Raw genomic sequence first — 20,078 nt, 5'->3', positions numbered from 1 at the left:
AAATAAAGAGTTAAAATATACTCTTTATAATGTAAAAAATGCAATTGATTAATCAATTGCATTTTTTATCTGAACTTATATTGCTCTTTGAACCTTACCAGATCTAAGGCATCTTGTACATACATGAACTGTTTTTGGTGTTCCATTAACTAAAGCCTTTACTCTCTTTATGTTAGGAGCCCAAGTTCTCTTTGATTGACGATGTGAGTGGGAGTATTGAGTTCCTGATACTACACCCTTGTTACAAACTTCGCATCTTCTTGCCACTTGAAAACACCTCCTTATGTTGTGAAGATAATTTCTCTTCAATAGGACAGATTACATTTTATCACATAAAGCAATAATTTTGCAAGTAAAAATTAAAAAAACTTGAACATAATATAAAATATGATTAATTTCTAAAGGAATAGAAGGGAATTATCAAAATACTACATATAATATTTACACTTGAATAATAATTATAAGTAATATAGAATATAGTATAAGGATATTTATAAGGAGGAGTCTATTATGGTAGGATATTCAAATGAACTTGGAAATGTACATTACTCAGAAGAGGTATTAGCCAAGATAGTTGGACTTTCAACAATGGAATGTTATGGAGTAGTAGGAATGGTTTCTAAGAATGCTACAGAAGGTTTCTGGGAACTTATGAGAATAGAAAATTTAAGTAAAGGCGTTAAGCTAAACTTTAATGATGATGATAAATTATTAATAGAATTATTTGTTATGGTAGAGTATGGAACTAAAATTTCTGTAATAGCTAATAATATAATACAAAAAGTACGTTATAGCGTAGAAAACTTTACTGGTTTAAAAGTTTCATCTATTACAGTAAATGTTCAAGCCGTTAGAGTCTAGGAGGTAAGATGATGAAATATCAAAAAATAAATGGCCATGATTTTTATAATATGGTTGTTAATGGTAGCAATAGATTATTAGAGCAAAGTGATTTTGTTAATTCGTTAAACGTATTTCCAGTTCCAGATGGAGACACCGGAACAAATATGTCAGCAACTTTTAAGGCAGCAGTTAAGGAAATAGAAGGAATTAATTCAAATTCTATAGGAGAAATGTCTAAGAAACTTGCGAAAGGTGCTCTTATGGGAGCAAGAGGTAACTCTGGAGTTATTCTTTCTCAAATACTTAGAGGAATTTCAAAAGGCCTTGAAGGTAAGGATGAAGTTGATGCAATAGAATTTGCAATAGCTTTAAAGGAAGGTAGTAATTCAGCATATAAGGCTGTTATGAGACCAACGGAAGGAACTATTTTATCAGTTATAAGAGCAGCAGCAGAAGGAGCTATTGTATCGGATTCACAAGACTTAACAAGTCTTATGGACACAGTTGTTTTAGAAGCTAAGAAAATGTTAGATAAGACTCCGGAATTATTACCAGCTTTAAAAAAGGCAAAAGTAGTAGATTCTGGTGGAATGGGCTTATATATAATTCTTAAAGGGATGTATGATGCTTTAAGAGATAATATAAAAGCAGAAATTAAGGATATAAATCCATCACAAAGTGCAAGTGTTGCAAAAGGAATAGAAGATATAGATATTAAATTTGGATATTGTACAGAGTTTATTGTATTAGGAGATGCAAAAAAAGCAGAAGCATTTAGGAGTGAAATAGAACCTTTAGGGGATTCAGCAGTGGTTGTAGGATATGAAGATGTAATAAAAGTGCATATCCATACAAATGATCCAGGAAATGTTTTATCAAGAGCTGTTAAGTTGGGAGAATTGTCAAAAATAAAGATAGACAATATGAGAGAAGAACATAGAGAACTTATGGAAAAAGAATTCTATAATAATGAAGAAGTGGCAGTTGTTGAAGAAACTGAAATGAAAAAATATGCTTTTATTTCAGTAGCTATGGGAAGTGGAATTACAAACATATTTAAAGATCTTGGTGTTGATTATGTAATTGAAGGTGGCCAAACAATGAATCCATCAACTCAAGATATAATGGAGTGTGTGTCAAAAATAAATGCTGAACATATATTTATACTTCCAAATAACAAGAATATAATTATGTCTGCAAATCAAGCAGCAGAAATTTCAGATAAAGATGTAAGAGTAATAGAAACAAAAACTATTCCTCAAGGAATAACATGTATTACTATGTTTAACCATGAGGGTGAAGTTGATGAAAATGAAGAAGCATTAAAAGAAGCTATAAGTATGGTTAAAACTGGATCAGTAACATATGCTGTTAGAGATACTGAAATTGATGGTATAGAAATAAAACAAGGAAATATGTTAGGTCTAATGGAAGGTAAGATTAAAAAAGTTGGAGAAGACTATTTTAATGTTGCAGAAGAAATTTTAGAAGAAATGATAGATGAAGATAGTGAACTTATAACAATATTTTATGGTAAAGATGTAGATGAAGAAAAGTTAAATGAATTTATGGCTAAATTAGAAGAAAAATATAGTGACTTCGATGTTCAATGCTATAGTGGAGAACAACCACTTTATTATTTTATAATGTCAGTTGAATAATAATTTTATTTAATTTATAAGCACAGGGTATTAAACTGTTTACAGTTAATAATACCTTGTGCTTTAATATTATATGATGATTTATTAGAGGTGAGTATATGAATATTTCAGAAGATATATCTTCTGTAAAGGGAGTAGGACCTAAGCTTACAGAAAGACTAAATAAATGTGGTATTTTTACAATTTTAGACTTATTATTATATTTTCCAAGGGATTATGAATTTATAAGAGGAAATATAAGTTTTCAAGAAATAGATGAAAATGAAAAGCAGATATTATCTTGCAAAGTAATTGAATTTGGAAAAGATATAAAGACAAAAACCGGAAAAACTATATCCACAATTAATTTTCACTATATGGGTCATTTAGTTCAGGGGAAATGGTTTAATCAAAAGTATATAAAGTCTTCATATAGAATTGGAGAAACGTATGATTTAGTTGGGAAATTTAAGAAAATAGGAAGTAAACTAGAAATAATAAATCCTATAATAGGATGTAAAGAAGCTAAAAATAATGAAATAATACCTAAATATCCTTTAAAAGGAGATTTAACAGATAGAATTTTAACAAAGTTAATTAATCAGGTTTTACAGGAAATAATAATTACAGAGAATTTACCTAAGGATTTAATTGAAAAGTATAACTTATATTCTTTAGATAAAGCAATTAGAAATATACATTTTCCAAGTGGGAAAAATGAATTAGATATGTCTATAACTAGACTTAAATTTCAGGAGTTATTCACATATTCTATGAAGCTACTATTATTAAAAAATAAATTGAGAAGTAGTAAAGGAATAAACTTTAAGTGGGTAGATGAACTTAAAGACTTAAAAGAATCCCTTCCATTTCAATTAACAGAAGCTCAAACCAAAGTTGTTAGAGAAATATTAAGGGATCAAAAGAGTATATATTCTATGAATAGATTAGTTCAAGGAGATGTAGGAAGTGGGAAAACGATAGTGGCATTAATTGCTATGTTTAATGTTGTAAAAAATGGATATCAAGCGTCTTTAATGGTGCCTACAGAAATACTTGCAAATCAACATTATGAAGAAGCAAAAAAATTATTTGAAAATTTTAATGTAGATATAGAATTATTAACTGGAAGTACAAGTTTGAAAGAGAAAAGAAGAATAAAAGAAAAGATATCATCGGATAAGGCTTTTATTGTAATAGGAACTCATGCACTTATTCAAGAAGATGTTGAGTTTAAAAATTTAGGTTTAGTTATTACAGATGAGCAACATAGATTCGGAGTAGAGCAAAGAAGTAAGCTTATTAATAAAGGAAGGAGACCAGATGTACTTGTTATGACTGCTACTCCAATTCCTAGAACATTAGCTTTATATTTATATTCAGACTTAGATGTTTCTATAATAGATAAACTTCCTCCAGGTAGAAAAAAAATAGATACTAAGTTCTTTAATGATGATAAAAGAAATTTGGCTTATGAATTAGCTCTTAGTGAGATTAATAAAGGAAGGCAAGTTTATATAGTATGTCCTCTTATTGAAGAAGATGAAAAATTAGAGTTAAATTCAGTAGAAAAATTATTTTCAGAATTGAAAAGCGGTGTGTTTAAAGATACTACAATAGAAATTTTGCACGGAAAAATGAAAGCGAAAGAAAAAGATGAAATTATAAATAGATTTAAAGAAAATAAAACCAAATTAATTATATCAACAACGGTAATAGAAGTTGGAGTGAATGTTCCAAATGCTTCAGTAATGATAATCGAGAACTCAGAAAGGTTTGGATTAGCACAATTGCATCAATTAAGGGGAAGAGTAGGAAGAGGTGAATATGAATCATATTGCATACTTATAGGTAAAGCTAAAAGTAAGATTACTAAAAAAAGAATGGAAATAATGACAGAGTCGACAGATGGATTTTATATATCCGAAGAGGATTTAAAGCTTAGGGGTTCAGGAGAAATGTTTGGTTTAAGACAAAGTGGTGATGAAGGACTAATACTTGCAGATATATATGAAGATATAAATATTTTAAGATGTGCAAGAGGTGAAGCAAATAGGCTTTTAAATTCTAAAGAAATTGAAGCTATTAGAATATGCAAAGAAATAGCAAAATCAATAGAAAGATGGAGTAGATATATTTGTTTTAATTAAATAAATTGTATATATAAAAATATTATGATAAAATTAGAACAATAGTACCTAAGGAGGAATTCAAATGAGAATAATAGCAGGAAAAGCCAGAGGACGTAAGTTAATCCCTCCTGCAACTATGGAAACTAGACCAACTTTAGATAGAGTAAAAGAAGCTATGTTTAGTATTATTCAGGGGTATGTACCTGATTCTGTAGTTATTGATGTTTTTGCAGGAACAGGAAGTCTTGGGTTAGAGGCGGCAAGTAGGGGAGCTAAGGAAGTTTATTTAGTTGATAAGAGTCAAATAACATTTCCTTTACTTAAAGAAAATATTGAAAACTTAAAGTTTGAAGATTTCTGTACTGGACTAAATATGGATTCATATGAAGCTTTAAGGACTTTAGCAAAAAAAGATAAGGTGTTTGATATAATTTTCATAGACCCACCTTATTGTAAAGAAATGATACCAGAAGCTATTAAAATAGTTAAAGAAAATAACTTACTAAAAGAAAATGGTATAATTGTAACTAAAATAGATTCTATAGAAGATATATATGAAGGTTTTGAAGATATAATATTAATAAGAAGTAAAAAGTATGGAAATACAACAATTTGTTTTTATAAATATAAGTAGAGGATAGGTTAAGGGGGATAAAAATGAAAGTAGCAGTTTATCCAGGAAGCTTTGACCCTATAACAAATGGACATTTAGACATTATAAGGCGAGGTGCAAAGGCTTTCGATAAACTTATAGTGGCGGTTTTGGTAAATGTAGATAAAAAAGGGTTATTTAGTTCAGAAGAAAGGGTTTCTTTAATAAAGAAAGTAACTAAAGATTTAGATAATGTAGAGGTTTTAAGATTCGAGGGGCTACTGGTTGATTTTGCAAGGCTTAATAATTCAAATATTATTTTAAAGGGATTAAGAACAGTTTCAGATTTTGAGTATGAGTTTCAGATGGCTCTTATGAATTCAAAATTAGACTCAAATATAGAAACAGTTTTTATGATGACATCATCTGAGTATTCATATGTAAGTTCTTCTTCAGTAAAACAAGTTGCTAAGTTTGGGGGCTGTATTAAGGGTCTTGTTCCAGATGAGATTATTCCAGATATTATAGATAAAATAAGATAAAAGAGGGGTGGATTTTTTTATGGATAAGCAAGAATCAAATATACTTGAACTTTTAGAGTATCTACAAGAAATAATAGATAATGCACCAAAAGTTCCTATTACAGGAAAGACTATGATAGATAAAAGAGAAGTTGATGAAATAATAGATCAAATAATAAATTATATGCCGGATCAACTTAAAAAGGCTAAGTGGGTAGTAAGTGAAAAGGATAGAATACTTCAAGATGCACAAAAAGAGTATGAAAACTTAAAAAAAGATACATTTGAATTAATGAAAAAAAATGTAGAAAATCATGATATAGTTAAAGAAGCTAAAATAAGAGCAAATGAAATAATCGCCCTAGCACAAAGGGATGCTAAGGCAATTAGACTAGGATCAAGAGAGTATTCTAATGAAATTTTAACGCAGCTTGATAGAGAAATAGAAAGTAAGAAAATAGCCTTAATTCAAACTATGCAAACTTCATTTGAACAGGTGGCAAAGGAAATTGATGAAAGTATGTCTCAAGCAGCAGTAGTTATAAAAGAAAATATAGCTGAATTAAGAAGTATGTAGCTTCTTAAATGTTTTAAATATAACTTTAAAAATTAAAGTTAAAGTTAAAATTAATATTACTGGTATAAAAGATATAAAATTATTAGTATATATTTTTTCAGTTGAAACAATTATGCTTGAAGTTGTAGTTGTTGTAATTAATATTTTTGAAGCAAAAAAAGTTATAAAAAAACTTAAAATACCTTGGATGAATTTCCATAATATATATTTACCTAGTGGAGGATTACATTTACTAACAACAGAACTTACTTGGGCTATAACTGATAAACTTGAAAAGGAACAAATAAAGCTTATAATACTAAGTTGTAAACTAATAGGAAGAGATGTTGTAGATATTAATTTACAACCATTAGTAAATTCTATACTTCCTAAAAAAAGTCCATATAAAGAATCAGCCGGTAAGTTAATTAGATTCTCCAAATTGTGTAAAACAATGCTTATTTGAGCATTGTTTTTTATTATGCTTATAAATACAGAAAACATAACTACAAAAGCTCCAACAGTAAGCGTTGTATTTATTCCGCTTTCAATTGCATCTTTTAAAGCAGTACCAAAGTTTTTACTTTTAAAATTTGGAGTAATATTATTAGTTATTTGGCAATTACTATAGTTTTTCTTTGTTAAAAATCCTACAATGATTATAGATAAATAATTAGCTATAAGTAAAATATACCCATATTTGGCATTAGAAAGCATAGCTGCTCCTACTGAACCTATTAAAAAAATAGGACCTGCATTTGTTGCTATATTTAGCACACGTTGATATTCTTTTTCGTTTATATATCCCATTTCATATATGTCGCTACAATATTTTGCGCCAAGAGGATATCCACATAAAAAACTAGCTGCAATAGGAAAAGAACAGGCTTTAGATAAACCTAATGGTTTGCAAAATAAAGGTCCCATTATTTTTGAGTATAATTCTATACCATCATAGGATATTAGAATACTACAAATAACAGTAAAGGGAAAAATAGTTGGAACTATTGCCTTAAGTACAAGAGAACAACCAGTTAATGCTGCTGTCATACAGTCCTCTAAATTAATTATAAATAGAATAATTAAAATTGTAGTACAAAAACATACTATGTAATTTTTTTTTATGTTTAATAGCTTTATAAATAAAATACTCAATATAAAAATTAAAAGCCATAAAATATAAATACTATACATACGAAATCACTCCCATCTATAGTATTTATATGCTGATGGCTTAACTTTATTAATGTTTTATTATAGGAGATTTCAGATAATCGCTAAGAGGATTTAATTTATTATTTAAAATTGAATAACATTTAGTACTTTGGATATCGAGATTAAGTAATGGGTTATCTATATTCCTCGGTAATTTTGTTATTATAGGTATAGAAGATTTATTTTTCATTTCCTTTAAAATAAATTTTCCATTACTATTAAAAGCTAGTATTCTTGCATAAAGATTTTCAGTGTTTAGTAATTGGTTACTATCAAAAAGGTCCAAACCTATAAAAATTTTTGTTAGTATTCTAGATATTTTTGTATAAGTATATCTTTTACTTTTAATATTAAACAAAAGTTCTTTAAAAGAATTGCTAACATATATTTCTTTTAAAATCTTTTTATCTAGGCCTTCTGAAATATCTAAAAGATTGTTAAATTTTACACAGTTAGATATTAATTTATATTTTATTAGATTAAACATTTTTTCTTCAAAAACAAATTCATAATTATTATCTTTTAAATTTTTTAATATTTCATAAGATTTATAAGGCATAGAAGATTTAATGTCATTTAATGATCCTGAATTTTTTATAGATTCTCTTATACTGGTAGCAGAAGAAAAATCATTATTTAATGTTTTATCGTTATAGGTTCCTCCAACTCTTGTTAAAGTAAGAGGATTAATATTGCTATTTAAACGAATTAAAGTTTTTATGTATTCAATTCCTAAAATATTATTAGAGTTATTTAGAATTTTAGATATATCAATATTATTGGTAAATTCTTTTAGTGAATTTTCTCTAGCTTTTGCATAGGTAATTCCTTTTTTAAGGTTAGATTTTAATAAATTTTTAAACTCTAAAGGTTCATAAGCTAAAATTTTAGAAATATTTATTAACTCTTCAATGTTTCCGCTTTCACTACCAAAGAAAATTGAATTAACTACACCTAAAGAGTCAAGAATAGTAACTGAACCTTTTGCGAAAATTTCAGCAGAGGATAAAGCATAAAAGCTAGGAAGTTCTATAACTAAATCAACTCCATTTTCAATAGCCATTTCTGCTCGTGCCCATTTATCAATTATAGCTGGAGCACCTCTTTGAATAAAGTTACCACTCATTATACATATTACTCCATCACAATTGGTTATTTCTTTTGCTGAATTTAAATGATATAGATGCCCACTGTGAAATGGATTATATTCTGTAATTATTCCTGTTATATTCATATTTACACTCCTTAATGGAAATTATAAAAAATATTATAGCACAAAAATGACGAATTTAATAAGAATAATAAGGGATAAATACTAGAATAGAAATGATTTTTGGGATATTTCAGAAAATTTTCAATATAAAGAATTAATTATTTGAGGAAATTTTTTGTTGAAAATTATAGTCATTTAGGGGTATATTAGTAATAAGAAGATGGTAGGCATCTTTTTTTGAAAGGAGTAATGATTATGGAGCTAATGGAAAAATTATGGGATGCAGCTAAAGATGACAAGAAAAGAATTGTTCTTCCAGAAGGGGATGAAGAAAGAACTATAGTAGCAGCTGAAAAAATAGAAGAGCTAGGTCTTGCATATCCAGTTCTAATAGGAGACGAAGAAAAGATAAATGCAAAGGCTAGTGAATTAGGGGTAAACTTAGAAGGGGTAGAAATAATTAATCCAAATAAATCAGATAGATTAGAAGATTATGTTAAAGCCTTTTATGAATTAAGAAAGAACAAAGGCATGACTATGGAAAAAGCTGAAATGATAGTTAAAGATCCACTTTATTTTGGTACTATGATGGTTAAACTTGATGATGCAGATGGAATGGTTTCAGGAGCAGTTCATACAACTGGAGACCTTTTAAGACCAGGTTTACAAATAATAAAAACTGCTAAAGGGGTTTCAGTAGTATCAAGTTTCTTTATTATGATGGTGCCAGGCTCAGAATATGGAGAAGGCGGAATGTTATTGTTTTCAGACTGTGCTGTAAATCCAAATCCAAATGCAGAACAATTAGCTGCAATAGCAATAGCTACAGCAGATACAGCAAGAAACTTATGTAAAATTGAACCAAGAGTTGCTATGTTATCTTTCTCAACTATGGGAAGTGCTGATCATGAAATGGTAGATAAAGTGAGAAAAGCAACTGAAATTGCAAAAGAATTAAGACCAGATTTACTTATAGATGGAGAATTACAATTAGATGCAGCTATAGTTGAAAAAGTTGCAAGACAAAAAGCACCAAATAGTAAGGTTGCAGGAAAGGCTAATGTATTAGTATTCCCAGATTTACAAAGTGGAAATATTGGTTATAAATTAGTTCAAAGATTTGCCAATGCAGAAGCAATAGGTCCTATGTGTCAAGGTTTTGATAAGCCAATTAATGATTTATCAAGAGGATGTAGTTCAGATGATATAGTGAATGTTGTTGCATTAACGGCAGTTCAATCACAAAAGTAATTTAAAATTGAAAGGGGCTATAAATATGAAAATATTAGTAATTAATTGTGGTAGTTCATCATTAAAATATCAGTTAATAGATATGAACACCGAAGAATCTTTAGCGCAAGGAGTTGTCGAGAGAATAGGACTTGATGGTTCTATTTTAACTCAGAAGGTTGAAGGTAGAGATAAATACAAAATAGAAAAACAAATGAAAGATCATAAAGACGCTATAAAACTAGTGTTAGAAGTACTAGTAGATAAAGAACATGGGGTTATAGCATCTATGGATGAGATAAGTGCAGTAGGCCATAGAGTAGTTCATGGAGGAGAAAAATATTCAAAATCTGTTTTAGTAGATAATGAAGTTATAAAAAATATTGAAGAATGCTTTAAATTAGCACCTCTTCATAATCCACCAAATATGATAGGAATAAATGCTTGTAAAGAATTAATGCCTAATACACCTATGGTAGTTGTTTTTGATACTGCTTTTCATCAAACAATGAAGGAAGAGGCATATATTTATGCTCTTCCTTATGAGTTGTATGTAAACCATTCAATAAGAAAATATGGTTTTCATGGAACTTCACATAAGTATGTTTCAGAAAAGGTTGCAGATGTTTTAGGCAAAAATGTAAAGGATTTAAAAATAATTACTTGTCATTTAGGTAATGGTGCTAGTCTTTGTGCTGTTAAAAATGGGATATCAATAGATACAAGTATGGGATTTACACCTCTTGAAGGTATAGTAATGGGAACTAGATCAGGAAGTATAGATCCAGCTATAGCTACATATTTAATTAAAGAATGTAATTATACAGCAGATGAAGTAAATGATTTATTAAATAAAAAATCAGGAGTTCTTGGAATTTCAGGAGTAAGCTCTGACTTTAGAGATATTGAAATAGCTGCTTTTGAAAAAAATAATAAAAGAGCTCAATTGGCTTTAGATATATTCCATTATAAAATAAGAGCACAAATAGGCGCTTATGCAGCTATAATGGGCGGAGTAGATGTTATAGTGTTTACTGCCGGCGTTGGTGAAAATTCACCTGAAACAAGAGAGGAATGTTTAAAAGGATTAGAATTCCTTGGTATAGAATTAGATAAAGAAAAGAATAATGTAAGGGGTAAAATTAGAGAAATATCTAAAGAAGGTTGTAAAGTTAAAGCTTTTGTAATTCCTACTAATGAGGAATTAATGATAGCTAGAGATACAGCTGAGTTAACAAAAGGAGAATAGTAATATTTATAGAATAAGTAGATAGTATCTATTATATTTGTCTAAATATGATTAATATTTAGACAAATGATATGTTTTATAAGTAAATTAATTAATTATTATAGAGTGCAGAATTATTATAATAGCAATTTGAAATAAACTGCTTGACTTTTAATCCTGCACTTTATATAATAAGTTGTGTTTATTTGTTCAGTAAATAAATTTAAGGAGTGAAAAGTAGCTTTACTCAAGCTATGTACATAATTTAAAATTTGTACATAATGTGTCCTAAAGGACATGAGAACATTGTTCAGAGTAATACATATGATTATACAATTTTCAGATTTAATATCACAAAAAAATAGAAAAAAAGAAATCAATGTAACATACGATTTGTCTCCTGTTTATTACGATGGAGATAAAATACAAGCAGTAGAAGCTGTTAATGTTGAAGGGGAAGTTAGAGCCTTTGAAGACATATTAGTATTTAAAGCTTCTATAAAAACTAAACTTGAACTACATTGTTCAAGATGCCTAGAGGCCTTTATCTATCCAATAGATATTGATATAGAAGAAAGGTTTACAAATAACAGTGAACTTCTAGAAGAAGATGAAGAAGTGGTATTTGTAGAAGGTGATTCAATTGATATCACCGAAATTGTTGAAAATATTATTATTTCAACCTTACCTATTAAGAGACTTTGCGTAGACAACTGTAAAGGACTTTGTCACCAATGTGGTAAAAATCTTAATATCGACACTTGTCAATGCGAGACAAATGATGTAGACTTAAGAATGGCAAAGCTACAAGAGTTGTTTGGAAATAAGGAGGTGTAATAATGGGAAATCCTGCTAGAAAAACATATAGAGCAAAGAGAGATTCAAGAAGAGCTCAAACTTTTAAGTTAAGCTTACCTGGAATAGTTGAATGTCCACAATGTCACGAAATGAAATTAGCTCACAGAGTTTGTAAGAACTGTGGATTCTACAAAGGTAAAGAAGTAGTTGCTTCATCAGAAGAATAAAGAAAGTCTAATGACTTTCTTTTCTTTATATATAAAGAAAAGGGGCAGTGGTATTTATGAAAATAGCTATTGATGGTATGGGTGGAGACAATGCACCTAAAGCTGTAATAGAAGGCCTTATGTTAGCTCTTAAGGAATACAATGGTATAGAATATTATATAACAGGTAAAGCAGAAGAAATAGAAAAAGAATTAAAAAATTACGATTATGATAAAAACCTTGTAAAGGTTATAGATGCAAGAGAAGTAATATCTACAAATGAACATCCTGTTAGGGCGTTAAAAAGAAAGAAAGATTCTAGCATATGCAAGGCATTAAAGCTAGTTAAAGATAAAGAATGTGATGCAGTTATATCAGCAGGAAGTACAGGAGCATTCTTAGCTGGATGTACTTTGTTGGTTGGAAGAATTAAGGGTGTTGAAAGACCAGCATTAGCACCAATTATGCCAGGTAAAAATGGTAGTTTTATGATAGTTGATGCAGGAGCTAATGTTGATTCAAAGCCAAACTATTTAGTTCAATTTGCTCATATGGGAAGAATTTATTACCAAGAAGTAATAGGAACAAAAAATCCAACAATAGGTCTTGTTAATATAGGTGCAGAAGAAGAAAAGGGAAATGAGCTTACAAAAGCAGTTCATAAACTTTTAAAAGAAGAAAAAGATTTAAATTTCGTAGGAAATGTAGAGCCAAGAGAAACTTCAACAGGTGATGTAAATGTATTAGTTTGTGACGGTTTTGTTGGAAATACTTTACTTAAAATGTATGAAGGAGTTGCAAAAACTCTTTTAACAATGATAAAAGAAGAAATATTATCATCAGGTTTTATGAGTAAAATAGGTGCGGGATTACTAAAACCTGTATTTAAAAAACTTAAAATTAAATTTGATTATAAAGAATATGGTGGAGCACCTTTTTTAGGTGTTGATGGCATTTGTATAAAAGCTCATGGAAGCTCAGATGGAAAAGCTTTTAAAAACGCAATTAGGCAAACTAAAACTTTCTACGATAATGAAGTTCTAGAAAAGATTAAGGAAGAACTAAAAAATAATATGTAATTTATGCCTTTATGTATATTGACTAGATAAATAATATATAATATTATCTAAATGGGTGTATTTAGGAGGTGAAAGTTATGTTTGAAAAGATAAGGGAAATAATAGCTGAGAAGTTAAGTATTAGCGAAGATGATATAACTATGGAAGCATCATTTGTTGAAGATTTAAACGCTGATTCATTAGACTTAGTAGAACTTATGATGGCTCTAGAAGATGAGTTAGACATGGAAATTCCAGATGAAGAAGCTGAAAACTTCAAAACTGTTGGAGACGTTGTTAAATATTTAAAAGAGAACGTTGAAGAATAATACTATCCCGCTGTTAAGCGGGATTTTATTTAGATAATTGGTTTATTCTTGAATTTGTTATTTACAGCAAATTGAAGAATAAACTTCAAGGAGTGTATTAAACATGAACAGATTTAATATTAAAGAAGTTGAAAAAACAATAGGATTCTCCTTTAATGAAAATAAACTTTTAAAAACAGCATTAACTCATAGTTCTTATGCAAATCAACATAAGGATCAAGAATATAATGAACGATTTGAGTTTTTAGGAGATGCAATATTGCAGTTATGTGTAACTGAATATTTATTTTTAAATTATAAAAATAAAAGTGAAGGTGAGTTAACTAAAATTAGAAGTTTAATTGTATGTGAAAACTCATTATATGAAATAGGAAAGAAGTTAAACCTAGGTAACTTTTTAAGAATTAGTAGAGGAGAAGAGTTAACAGGGGGAAGAGAGAGGGTTTCTATTATAGCAGATTCAGTAGAAGCTTTAATAGCTGCTATATATCTAGACAAAGGATTAGAATTTGTTAAAGATTTTATATTGGGATATTTTGAAGAAATTATAACAATGGCAATAAATAATGATATAGTTTTAGACTATAAAACTAAACTTCAAGAAGAACTTCAAAAGTCCGGTGAGGTTTCAATTGTATATGAGCTTCTTAAATATGAAGGACCACCCCATAGAAGAAAATTCTTTACAGCAGTAATAATAGATCATAAAGAGTTTGGAAAAGGTGAAGGATATAGTAAAAAAGAATCAGAACAAAATGCTGCTAAAGAAGCTTTAAAATTGTTGGAGGAAATGAATGAGTAAAAAATACTACATAATTCCTATATTTATATCTCATCAGGGATGTCCACATCAATGTGTTTTTTGTAATCAAAATAGGATAGCGAAAGTTGTAAATGATGAGGTAACAGGTGAAGATGTTAAGAGAACTATTTTAGAATATTTAGAAACCATAAATAAAAATGAATCTACAGTAGAGGTTTCTTTCTTTGGAGGAACATTTACAGCTATAGATGTAAGTAAACAAAAAGAACTTTTAGCAGTTGCTAAAGATTTTAAAGAAAAAGGATTTATTCATAAAATAAGAATGTCTACAAGACCAGATGCTATAAATGATTATATATTAAGTTATTTAAAAGAATATAAAGTAGATATAATAGAGTTAGGTGTTCAATCTTTAGATAATTATATTTTAAAATTATCAGGAAGAGGTCATACTTCAGAAGATGTTTATAAAGCTTCAAATTTAATTAAAAAATATGGTTTTATTTTAGGTCATCAAATTATGCCGGGTCTTCCTGGAGATAATTTTAATAAAGATATAGAGACAGTAAAAAAATCCATTGAGATGAAACCAGATTTATGTAGAATATACCCATCTCTTGTTATAAAAGATACTCCAATGGAGGAAATGTATAAGAGAGGGGAGTATGTTCCATATACATTAGAAGAAGCAGTTAATGTATCAAAAGAAATGTATAAGCTTTATAATAAAGCTAAGGTTCAGGTTATAAGAATAGGACTTCAACCGACAGAATCTATAACTTGGGGGAAAGACATTATTGATGGACCATTTCATCCAGCATTTAGGGAGCTTGTTGAAAGCAATTTAATGTGTGATGAAATAAAAAAGAGGGTTTCAGAAGAGGATAATATTATAATAGAAGTTAACCCAAAAGATTTAAGTAAACTTTACGCAAATAAAAAAATATATTTTAATGAATTTAAAAATAAACATAAAGGCCGTATAGAAGTATTAACTAAGGATAAATTAAAAAGAGGAACATTAAGAGTTATTGTAGTTAAAAAAATAGAAGAGGTAATAATATAAGGTAGGCTTTTATGCCTACCTTATATTGATATTTTATGAAGTTTACTATAAACTTAAATAATATAGAGGAAGTGATATTATGAAAAAACAAACAAGGCAAAAAATGGTATATATTATTACTATAATTATGGTGGTTATGTTTAGTGTAAGTTTGTTAGTATCATTGGTTAGATAAGGAGTGGACTTATGTTTTTAAAATCCCTAGAAATTAGAGGTTTTAAGTCTTTTGCGGATAAAACCGAGTTAAAGTTTAAAGAAGGTGTAACTGCTGTAGTTGGACCTAATGGAAGTGGGAAAAGCAATATATCTGATTCAGTTAGATGGGTACTTGGAGAACAAAGCGTTAAGACTTTAAGAGGTGGAAAAATGGAGGATGTAATATTTGCTGGAACTCAATTTAGAAAACCAGTAGGTCTTGCCCAGGTTTCTTTAACTTTAGATAACTCAGATAACTCTTTAGATACTGAATATACTGAGGTAACTATTACAAGAAGAATATTTAGATCAGGAGAAACAGAATATTTAATAAATAATAAAAAATGTAGATTAAAAGATATAAACTTGCTGTTTATGGATACAGGTATAGGAAAAGAGGGATATTCTTTAATTGGACAAGGTAAAATAGAGGCTATATTAAGTGGTAAGCCTGAAGAAAGAAGAGCTCTTTTAGAAGAGGCAGCAGGTATAGTTAAGTTTAAATCTAGAAAAGAAGAAGCGGAAAAGAAGCTGTCTAATACAGAAAATAATTTAATAAGAATAAGAGATATAATTTCAACATATGAAGAAAGAGTAGGCCCTTTAAAAGAAGAAAGGGAGAAAGCTATAAAATATAAGGCTTTAGCAGAGGAACTTAAGATTAAAGAAGTATCTATTTTAACATATTACATAGAAAAAATTGAAGAAGAAATAAAAAATATCAATAAAGATATTATAGAAAGAAAAAAGGAAATAGAAGAAAAAAGGTTAAAACTTTATAATTATAAAGAAGAACTTTCAAATTTAGAGAAATCTTTAGAAAATCTTGAAAACAAAAATGAAAGTGAAAAAAGAGAATACTATAGCAAAAAAGAAGAATTGTCTCAAAGTATTAATGATATAGAAATATTTAAAGAGAGAATAAAAAATTTAAATGACAGTATAGATAGAGATAAATTTAATTTAAAGGAATTAGAAGAGTCTTTGGTAAAATCTTTAGATGAAAAAGATAACCTTTTAAAAAGTTTAGAAGAAAAAATAAAAGAACAACAAGAAAAAGAAAAAGAAATACACAACTTAGAAAATAAAATAGGTGAATTAAATTCTGAAATTAAAAAGATTACAGATGAACTTAAGGAATTAAAAGAAGATGAATTTGAAGTTCTTAGGAAAATATCAGAAATAAAAAATAGTATAGCTATTTTAAATAAGGATATTATAAGTAAGAAACAATTAAATGTTACTGGAGAAGGTACATTAAAAACAATAGAGGGAAATATTAGTATAAATATAGCAACAGTAAAGGAACTTAAAGAAAATATAGATATCTCTATTAGGGAAAGAAAAAATATACAAAATGAAATATTAAATAATAAGAAGAAAATTGCCATTTTAAATAGCAATTTAAGTAAAAAGGAAGCTATAATAAGGAATATTACAAAAGATACAAATACATTAGAAGGAAAACTTACAACTCTTAGAGATTTGGAAAAGAGTTATGAAGGATATCAAATGTCTGTAAAAAGACTTATGGAAAGAATAGAAAGTGGAAAAATAAATGAAGCAAAAGGAACTAAAGTTTTAGGAGAAGTATTTACAGTAGAGAAAAAATATGAAACTGCTATAGAGATTTCTTTAGGTGGAGCTATATCTAATATAATTACTAAAAACGAAAATACTGCAAAGTTTTTAATTGAATATTTAAAGAAAAATAACTTGGGAAGAGCTACATTCTTACCAGTTAATATAATTAAAGGAAATAGGATTTTCTTATCCAAGGAAATAGAAACTTTAGATGGATATGTTGGAATAGCATCAGATATAATAAAATTTGATCCTTTATTTAAAGATATAATGGATTATTGCCTTGGAAAAACTATTATAGCAAAGGATATGGACTCAGCTCTTGAAATATCTAAAATAGGAAAACATAAAGTAAAAATAGTAACATTGTCAGGAGAAGTTATAAGTCCAGGAGGAGCATTAACTGGAGGTAGTATATATAAAAAAAATAATTCGAGTATATTAGGAAGAAGAAGAGAGCTTTCAGAACTTCAAGAATTAATATCTAAAAATAAAGAAATATATAATAAAGAAATTGAAAAATTAGAAGAAATAAAGAGAGAAGTAAAGGCTTTAGATGATGAGAATTTAAATAAAAGTGATGAAGTTCATAGTAAGACTATAGATATTACTAAGTTTGAAAGTGAAATAAAAGCTTTAAAAAATGAAGAAATAAAATTAAAAAATTCATTAGAGATATCAAAAAAAGAAATTTTGTTTAATAAAGATACTTTAAATAAGCTAGAAGAGGAAATATTAAATAAAAAAAATAAATTAGAATTTTTAGAAGATAAAAATACAAAAAATAAAGATAAAGCTATAAATCTTGAACTTGCTTTAAATGAGAAAAATATAATTGTTGAAAATAGTAAAGAATGTTGTGTAAAATTAAAAATAGAAAAAGCAACCTTAGATGAATCCCTTCAGGGAAAATATTCCGAGATAAAAAGAAAAGAAAGAGAAGAAAAAGAGAAAAGAGAAAAGATAGTAGCTTTAGAGTTAGAGTCAAAAGCCAAAGAAGAAAATATAGTTTATCTAGATAAACAAATTAAAGTTAAAAATGAGTTAATAGAAGAGTTTAAAAAGAGAATAGATATTTTAGATGAAGTTTTTAAAGCTTATGAAATAGAAAAAATTTCTTTAAAGGATAAATCTAAAATAAAAGAGGGACTAATTAACGAGTTAGTTGATATAATAAGAGTTGAAGAAAATGAACTAAATAAAAAAGAAATAATAAATGCTAAAAGTGAAAGTGAACGAGATAGTTATTATAAAAAATTAAATGAAGAACTAAATCTTACTTTAGCTGAAGCTTTAGAAATTGCCTTTAAAATTACAAGTGTATCACAAGTAAAGGATGAGATTTTTAGTATAAAAAGCAATATAACAAGCCTTGGTACTGTAAATTTAGCTGCAATAGCTGAATATGAAGAGGTAATAGAAAAATACGAATTTATGTCTACCCAAGAGGAAGATTTAAATAAGGCAAAAGCAGAGTTGTTAGGTGTTATAAATGAAATGACTGCTAAAATGCAGGAATTATTTAAAGATAATTTTAAGATTCTAAATGAAAATTTTAATGAGACTTTTAATGAATTATTTAAAGGGGGAAATGCTGAACTTATACTTTCAGATGGTGATGAGTTAACAGCTAATATAGATATAAATGTTCAACCACCAGGTAAAAAACTACAAAATATAAATTTAATGTCAGGTGGAGAAAAAGTACTTTCTGCAATAGCTCTTCTTTTTGCTATTTTAAAGATGAAGCCTACGCCTTTTTGTATATTAGATGAAATAGAAGCAGCCCTTGACGATGCTAACGTTTATAGATATGCTGAATTTTTAAAGAAATTTTCAGAGAATATTCAATTTATAGTTATTACTCATAGAAAAGGAACTATGGAGGCAAGTGACATAATGTATGGAGTTACTATGGAGGAAAAAGGAATATCAAAGGTGGTTTCGGTAGATTTAACAAAAAATAATTAGGAGGACACAAAAGTGTTTGGAAAGATTTTTGACAATTTAAAAACAGGATTAACTAAAACAAGGGATGCTTTAACAGATAAAATAAATGAAGCATTAAAACTTGCAATTACAATTGATGATGACCTTTATGAAGAATTAGAGGAAATACTTGTAATGTCTGATATAGGTATGGATACTACCATGGATATTATAGAAGCACTAAAAGCTAAAATAAGAAAAGAAAAAATAAATGATACAAAAGAAGTGTACCCAGCATTAAAAGAAGTTATAAAAGAAATGCTTTTAGACGGAGTTGAATCTAAAGAAGAAGAGGAAGAAAAGAAAGTTCTTCTAGTTATAGGTGTAAATGGAGTAGGAAAAACAACATCTATTGGAAAACTTGCATCTAAAAATAAAGCTGAAGGAAAAAGGGTTCTACTTGCAGCAGCAGATACTTTTAGAGCGGCAGCAATAGACCAATTACAAGTTTGGAGTGAAAGAGCTGGGGTAGATTTGGTAAGGCACCAAGAAGGATCAGATCCAGCAGCAGTAGTTTTTGATGCTATAAATGCATCTAAATCAAGAAATGTAGATATTTTAATATGTGATACGGCTGGAAGACTTCATAATAAAAAAAATCTTATGGATGAACTAGGTAAAATAGGAAGAATAGTAGAAAGAGAATATAGCGAGGCTAAAAAAGAAACATTGTTAGTCTTAGATGCAACGACAGGTCAAAATGCAGTTATTCAAGCTAAACAATTTATGGAGGTATGTCCTATAGATGGTATTATATTAACAAAGTTAGATGGTACAGCTAAAGGTGGAGTTGTAATTTCAATTAAAAATACATTGAATATACCAGTTAAATATATAGGGGTTGGAGAAGGTATTGAAGATCTTCAAGAATTTGATGCTGAAAGCTTTGCAGAAGCATTATTCTAAAAAAATAAAGTGTT

The 20,078-nt window shown here is 28.2% G+C and carries 19 protein-coding genes; 16 read left to right on the top strand and 3 right to left on the bottom strand.

The genetic code is table 11. The annotated features are described in order from the left end of the window. Window positions 1–75: 75 nt before the first annotated feature. On the bottom strand, window positions 76–267 hold the full coding sequence (rpmB, locus tag CP523_RS00910) for a 50S ribosomal protein L28 (protein ID WP_008678335.1): 192 nt from the start codon (window positions 265–267) through the stop codon (window positions 76–78). A 243-nt stretch (window positions 268–510) separates the two neighbouring features. On the opposite strand from rpmB, the gene CP523_RS00905 reads away from it, so the two are divergent. From CP523_RS00905 to CP523_RS00880, 6 genes are all read left to right on the top strand, one after another. Beyond that, window positions 511–861 carry an Asp23/Gls24 family envelope stress response protein gene (locus tag CP523_RS00905; protein WP_066674552.1) on the top strand — a complete coding sequence of 117 codons (351 nt, stop codon included), beginning with the start codon at window positions 511–513 and terminating at the stop codon, window positions 859–861. An 11-nt stretch (window positions 862–872) separates the two neighbouring features. Further along, complete coding sequence (locus tag CP523_RS00900; RefSeq protein WP_066674553.1) at window positions 873–2,504, top strand: DAK2 domain-containing protein; 1,632 nt, start codon at window positions 873–875, stop codon at window positions 2,502–2,504. A 98-nt stretch (window positions 2,505–2,602) separates the two neighbouring features. Then, a complete protein-coding gene (recG, locus tag CP523_RS00895; protein WP_066674555.1) occupies window positions 2,603–4,633 on the top strand; it encodes an ATP-dependent DNA helicase RecG in 2,031 nt (676 codons plus the stop codon). 64 nt (window positions 4,634–4,697) lie between these two features. Next, window positions 4,698–5,249, top strand: a complete 552-nt coding sequence (gene rsmD / locus CP523_RS00890) for a 16S rRNA (guanine(966)-N(2))-methyltransferase RsmD (protein WP_066674558.1) — start codon at window positions 4,698–4,700, stop codon at window positions 5,247–5,249. 23 nt (window positions 5,250–5,272) lie between these two features. Beyond that, window positions 5,273–5,749 (top strand): pantetheine-phosphate adenylyltransferase, encoded by a 477-nt coding sequence (gene coaD / locus CP523_RS00885; protein ID WP_066674560.1) that lies wholly within the window; start codon window positions 5,273–5,275, stop codon window positions 5,747–5,749. A gap of 19 nt (window positions 5,750–5,768) precedes the next feature. Then, complete coding sequence (locus CP523_RS00880) at window positions 5,769–6,305, top strand: ATPase (RefSeq protein WP_066674562.1); 537 nt, start codon at window positions 5,769–5,771, stop codon at window positions 6,303–6,305. On the opposite strand, the gene ylbJ is transcribed toward CP523_RS00880, so the two are convergent. Together ylbJ and CP523_RS00870 are read right to left on the bottom strand one after the other, a co-directional pair. Further along, window positions 6,291–7,478, bottom strand: a complete 1,188-nt coding sequence (ylbJ, locus tag CP523_RS00875; RefSeq protein ID WP_066674564.1) for a sporulation integral membrane protein YlbJ — start codon at window positions 7,476–7,478, stop codon at window positions 6,291–6,293. The two genes, CP523_RS00880 and ylbJ, sit on opposite strands and share 15 nt — an antisense overlap. Before the next feature lie 49 nt (window positions 7,479–7,527). Next, entirely contained in the window at window positions 7,528–8,733 is a 1,206-nt protein-coding gene (locus CP523_RS00870; RefSeq protein WP_120140416.1) for a nucleotidyltransferase, read from the bottom strand. A gap of 234 nt (window positions 8,734–8,967) precedes the next feature. On the opposite strand from CP523_RS00870, the gene pta reads away from it, so the two are divergent. The 10 genes from pta (at window position 8,968) to ftsY (ending at window position 20,064) form a co-directional block, all read left to right on the top strand. After that, a complete protein-coding gene (gene pta, locus CP523_RS00865; protein WP_066674569.1) occupies window positions 8,968–9,963 on the top strand; it encodes a phosphate acetyltransferase in 996 nt (331 codons plus the stop codon). Window positions 9,964–9,988: 25 nt separating this feature from the next. Beyond that, window positions 9,989–11,191, top strand: a complete 1,203-nt coding sequence (locus CP523_RS00860) for an acetate kinase (protein ID WP_066674572.1) — start codon at window positions 9,989–9,991, stop codon at window positions 11,189–11,191. 303 nt (window positions 11,192–11,494) lie between these two features. Next, the gene (locus tag CP523_RS00855; protein ID WP_066674574.1) at window positions 11,495–12,007 is read left to right on the top strand and encodes a YceD family protein; all 513 of its coding nucleotides are present in this window, start codon (window positions 11,495–11,497) and stop codon (window positions 12,005–12,007) included. Between the two features lie 2 nt (window positions 12,008–12,009). Next, the gene (gene rpmF / locus CP523_RS00850; RefSeq protein WP_021875537.1) at window positions 12,010–12,195 is read left to right on the top strand and encodes a 50S ribosomal protein L32; all 186 of its coding nucleotides are present in this window, start codon (window positions 12,010–12,012) and stop codon (window positions 12,193–12,195) included. Between the two features lie 56 nt (window positions 12,196–12,251). Next, window positions 12,252–13,253 carry a phosphate acyltransferase PlsX gene (gene plsX / locus CP523_RS00845; RefSeq protein WP_066674585.1) on the top strand — a complete coding sequence of 334 codons (1,002 nt, stop codon included), beginning with the start codon at window positions 12,252–12,254 and terminating at the stop codon, window positions 13,251–13,253. Between the two features lie 77 nt (window positions 13,254–13,330). Beyond that, window positions 13,331–13,561, top strand: a complete 231-nt coding sequence (gene acpP / locus CP523_RS00840; protein WP_066674587.1) for an acyl carrier protein — start codon at window positions 13,331–13,333, stop codon at window positions 13,559–13,561. A 103-nt stretch (window positions 13,562–13,664) separates the two neighbouring features. Then, complete coding sequence (gene rnc, locus CP523_RS00835) at window positions 13,665–14,363, top strand: ribonuclease III (protein WP_066674589.1); 699 nt, start codon at window positions 13,665–13,667, stop codon at window positions 14,361–14,363. Continuing rightward, entirely contained in the window at window positions 14,356–15,390 is a 1,035-nt protein-coding gene (locus tag CP523_RS00830) for an elongator complex protein 3 (protein ID WP_066674591.1), read from the top strand. The genes rnc and CP523_RS00830 overlap by 8 nt, the downstream gene beginning before the upstream one ends. 186 nt (window positions 15,391–15,576) lie before the next feature. After that, complete coding sequence (gene smc, locus CP523_RS00825; protein ID WP_066674594.1) at window positions 15,577–19,140, top strand: chromosome segregation protein SMC; 3,564 nt, start codon at window positions 15,577–15,579, stop codon at window positions 19,138–19,140. Window positions 19,141–19,152: 12 nt separating this feature from the next. Further along, window positions 19,153–20,064: a signal recognition particle-docking protein FtsY gene (ftsY, locus tag CP523_RS00820; protein WP_066674596.1), complete on the top strand. Its 912-nt coding sequence runs from the start codon at window positions 19,153–19,155 to the stop codon at window positions 20,062–20,064. Window positions 20,065–20,078: the final 14 nt, after the last annotated feature.

It is taken from the genome of Clostridium septicum (genome assembly GCF_003606265.1).
GTDB classification, from domain to species: Bacteria; Bacillota; Clostridia; order Clostridiales; family Clostridiaceae; genus Clostridium; species Clostridium septicum.
Note: the sequence above shows the minus strand (reverse complement) of the source record. Positions and strands in the feature narration are given on the sequence as shown.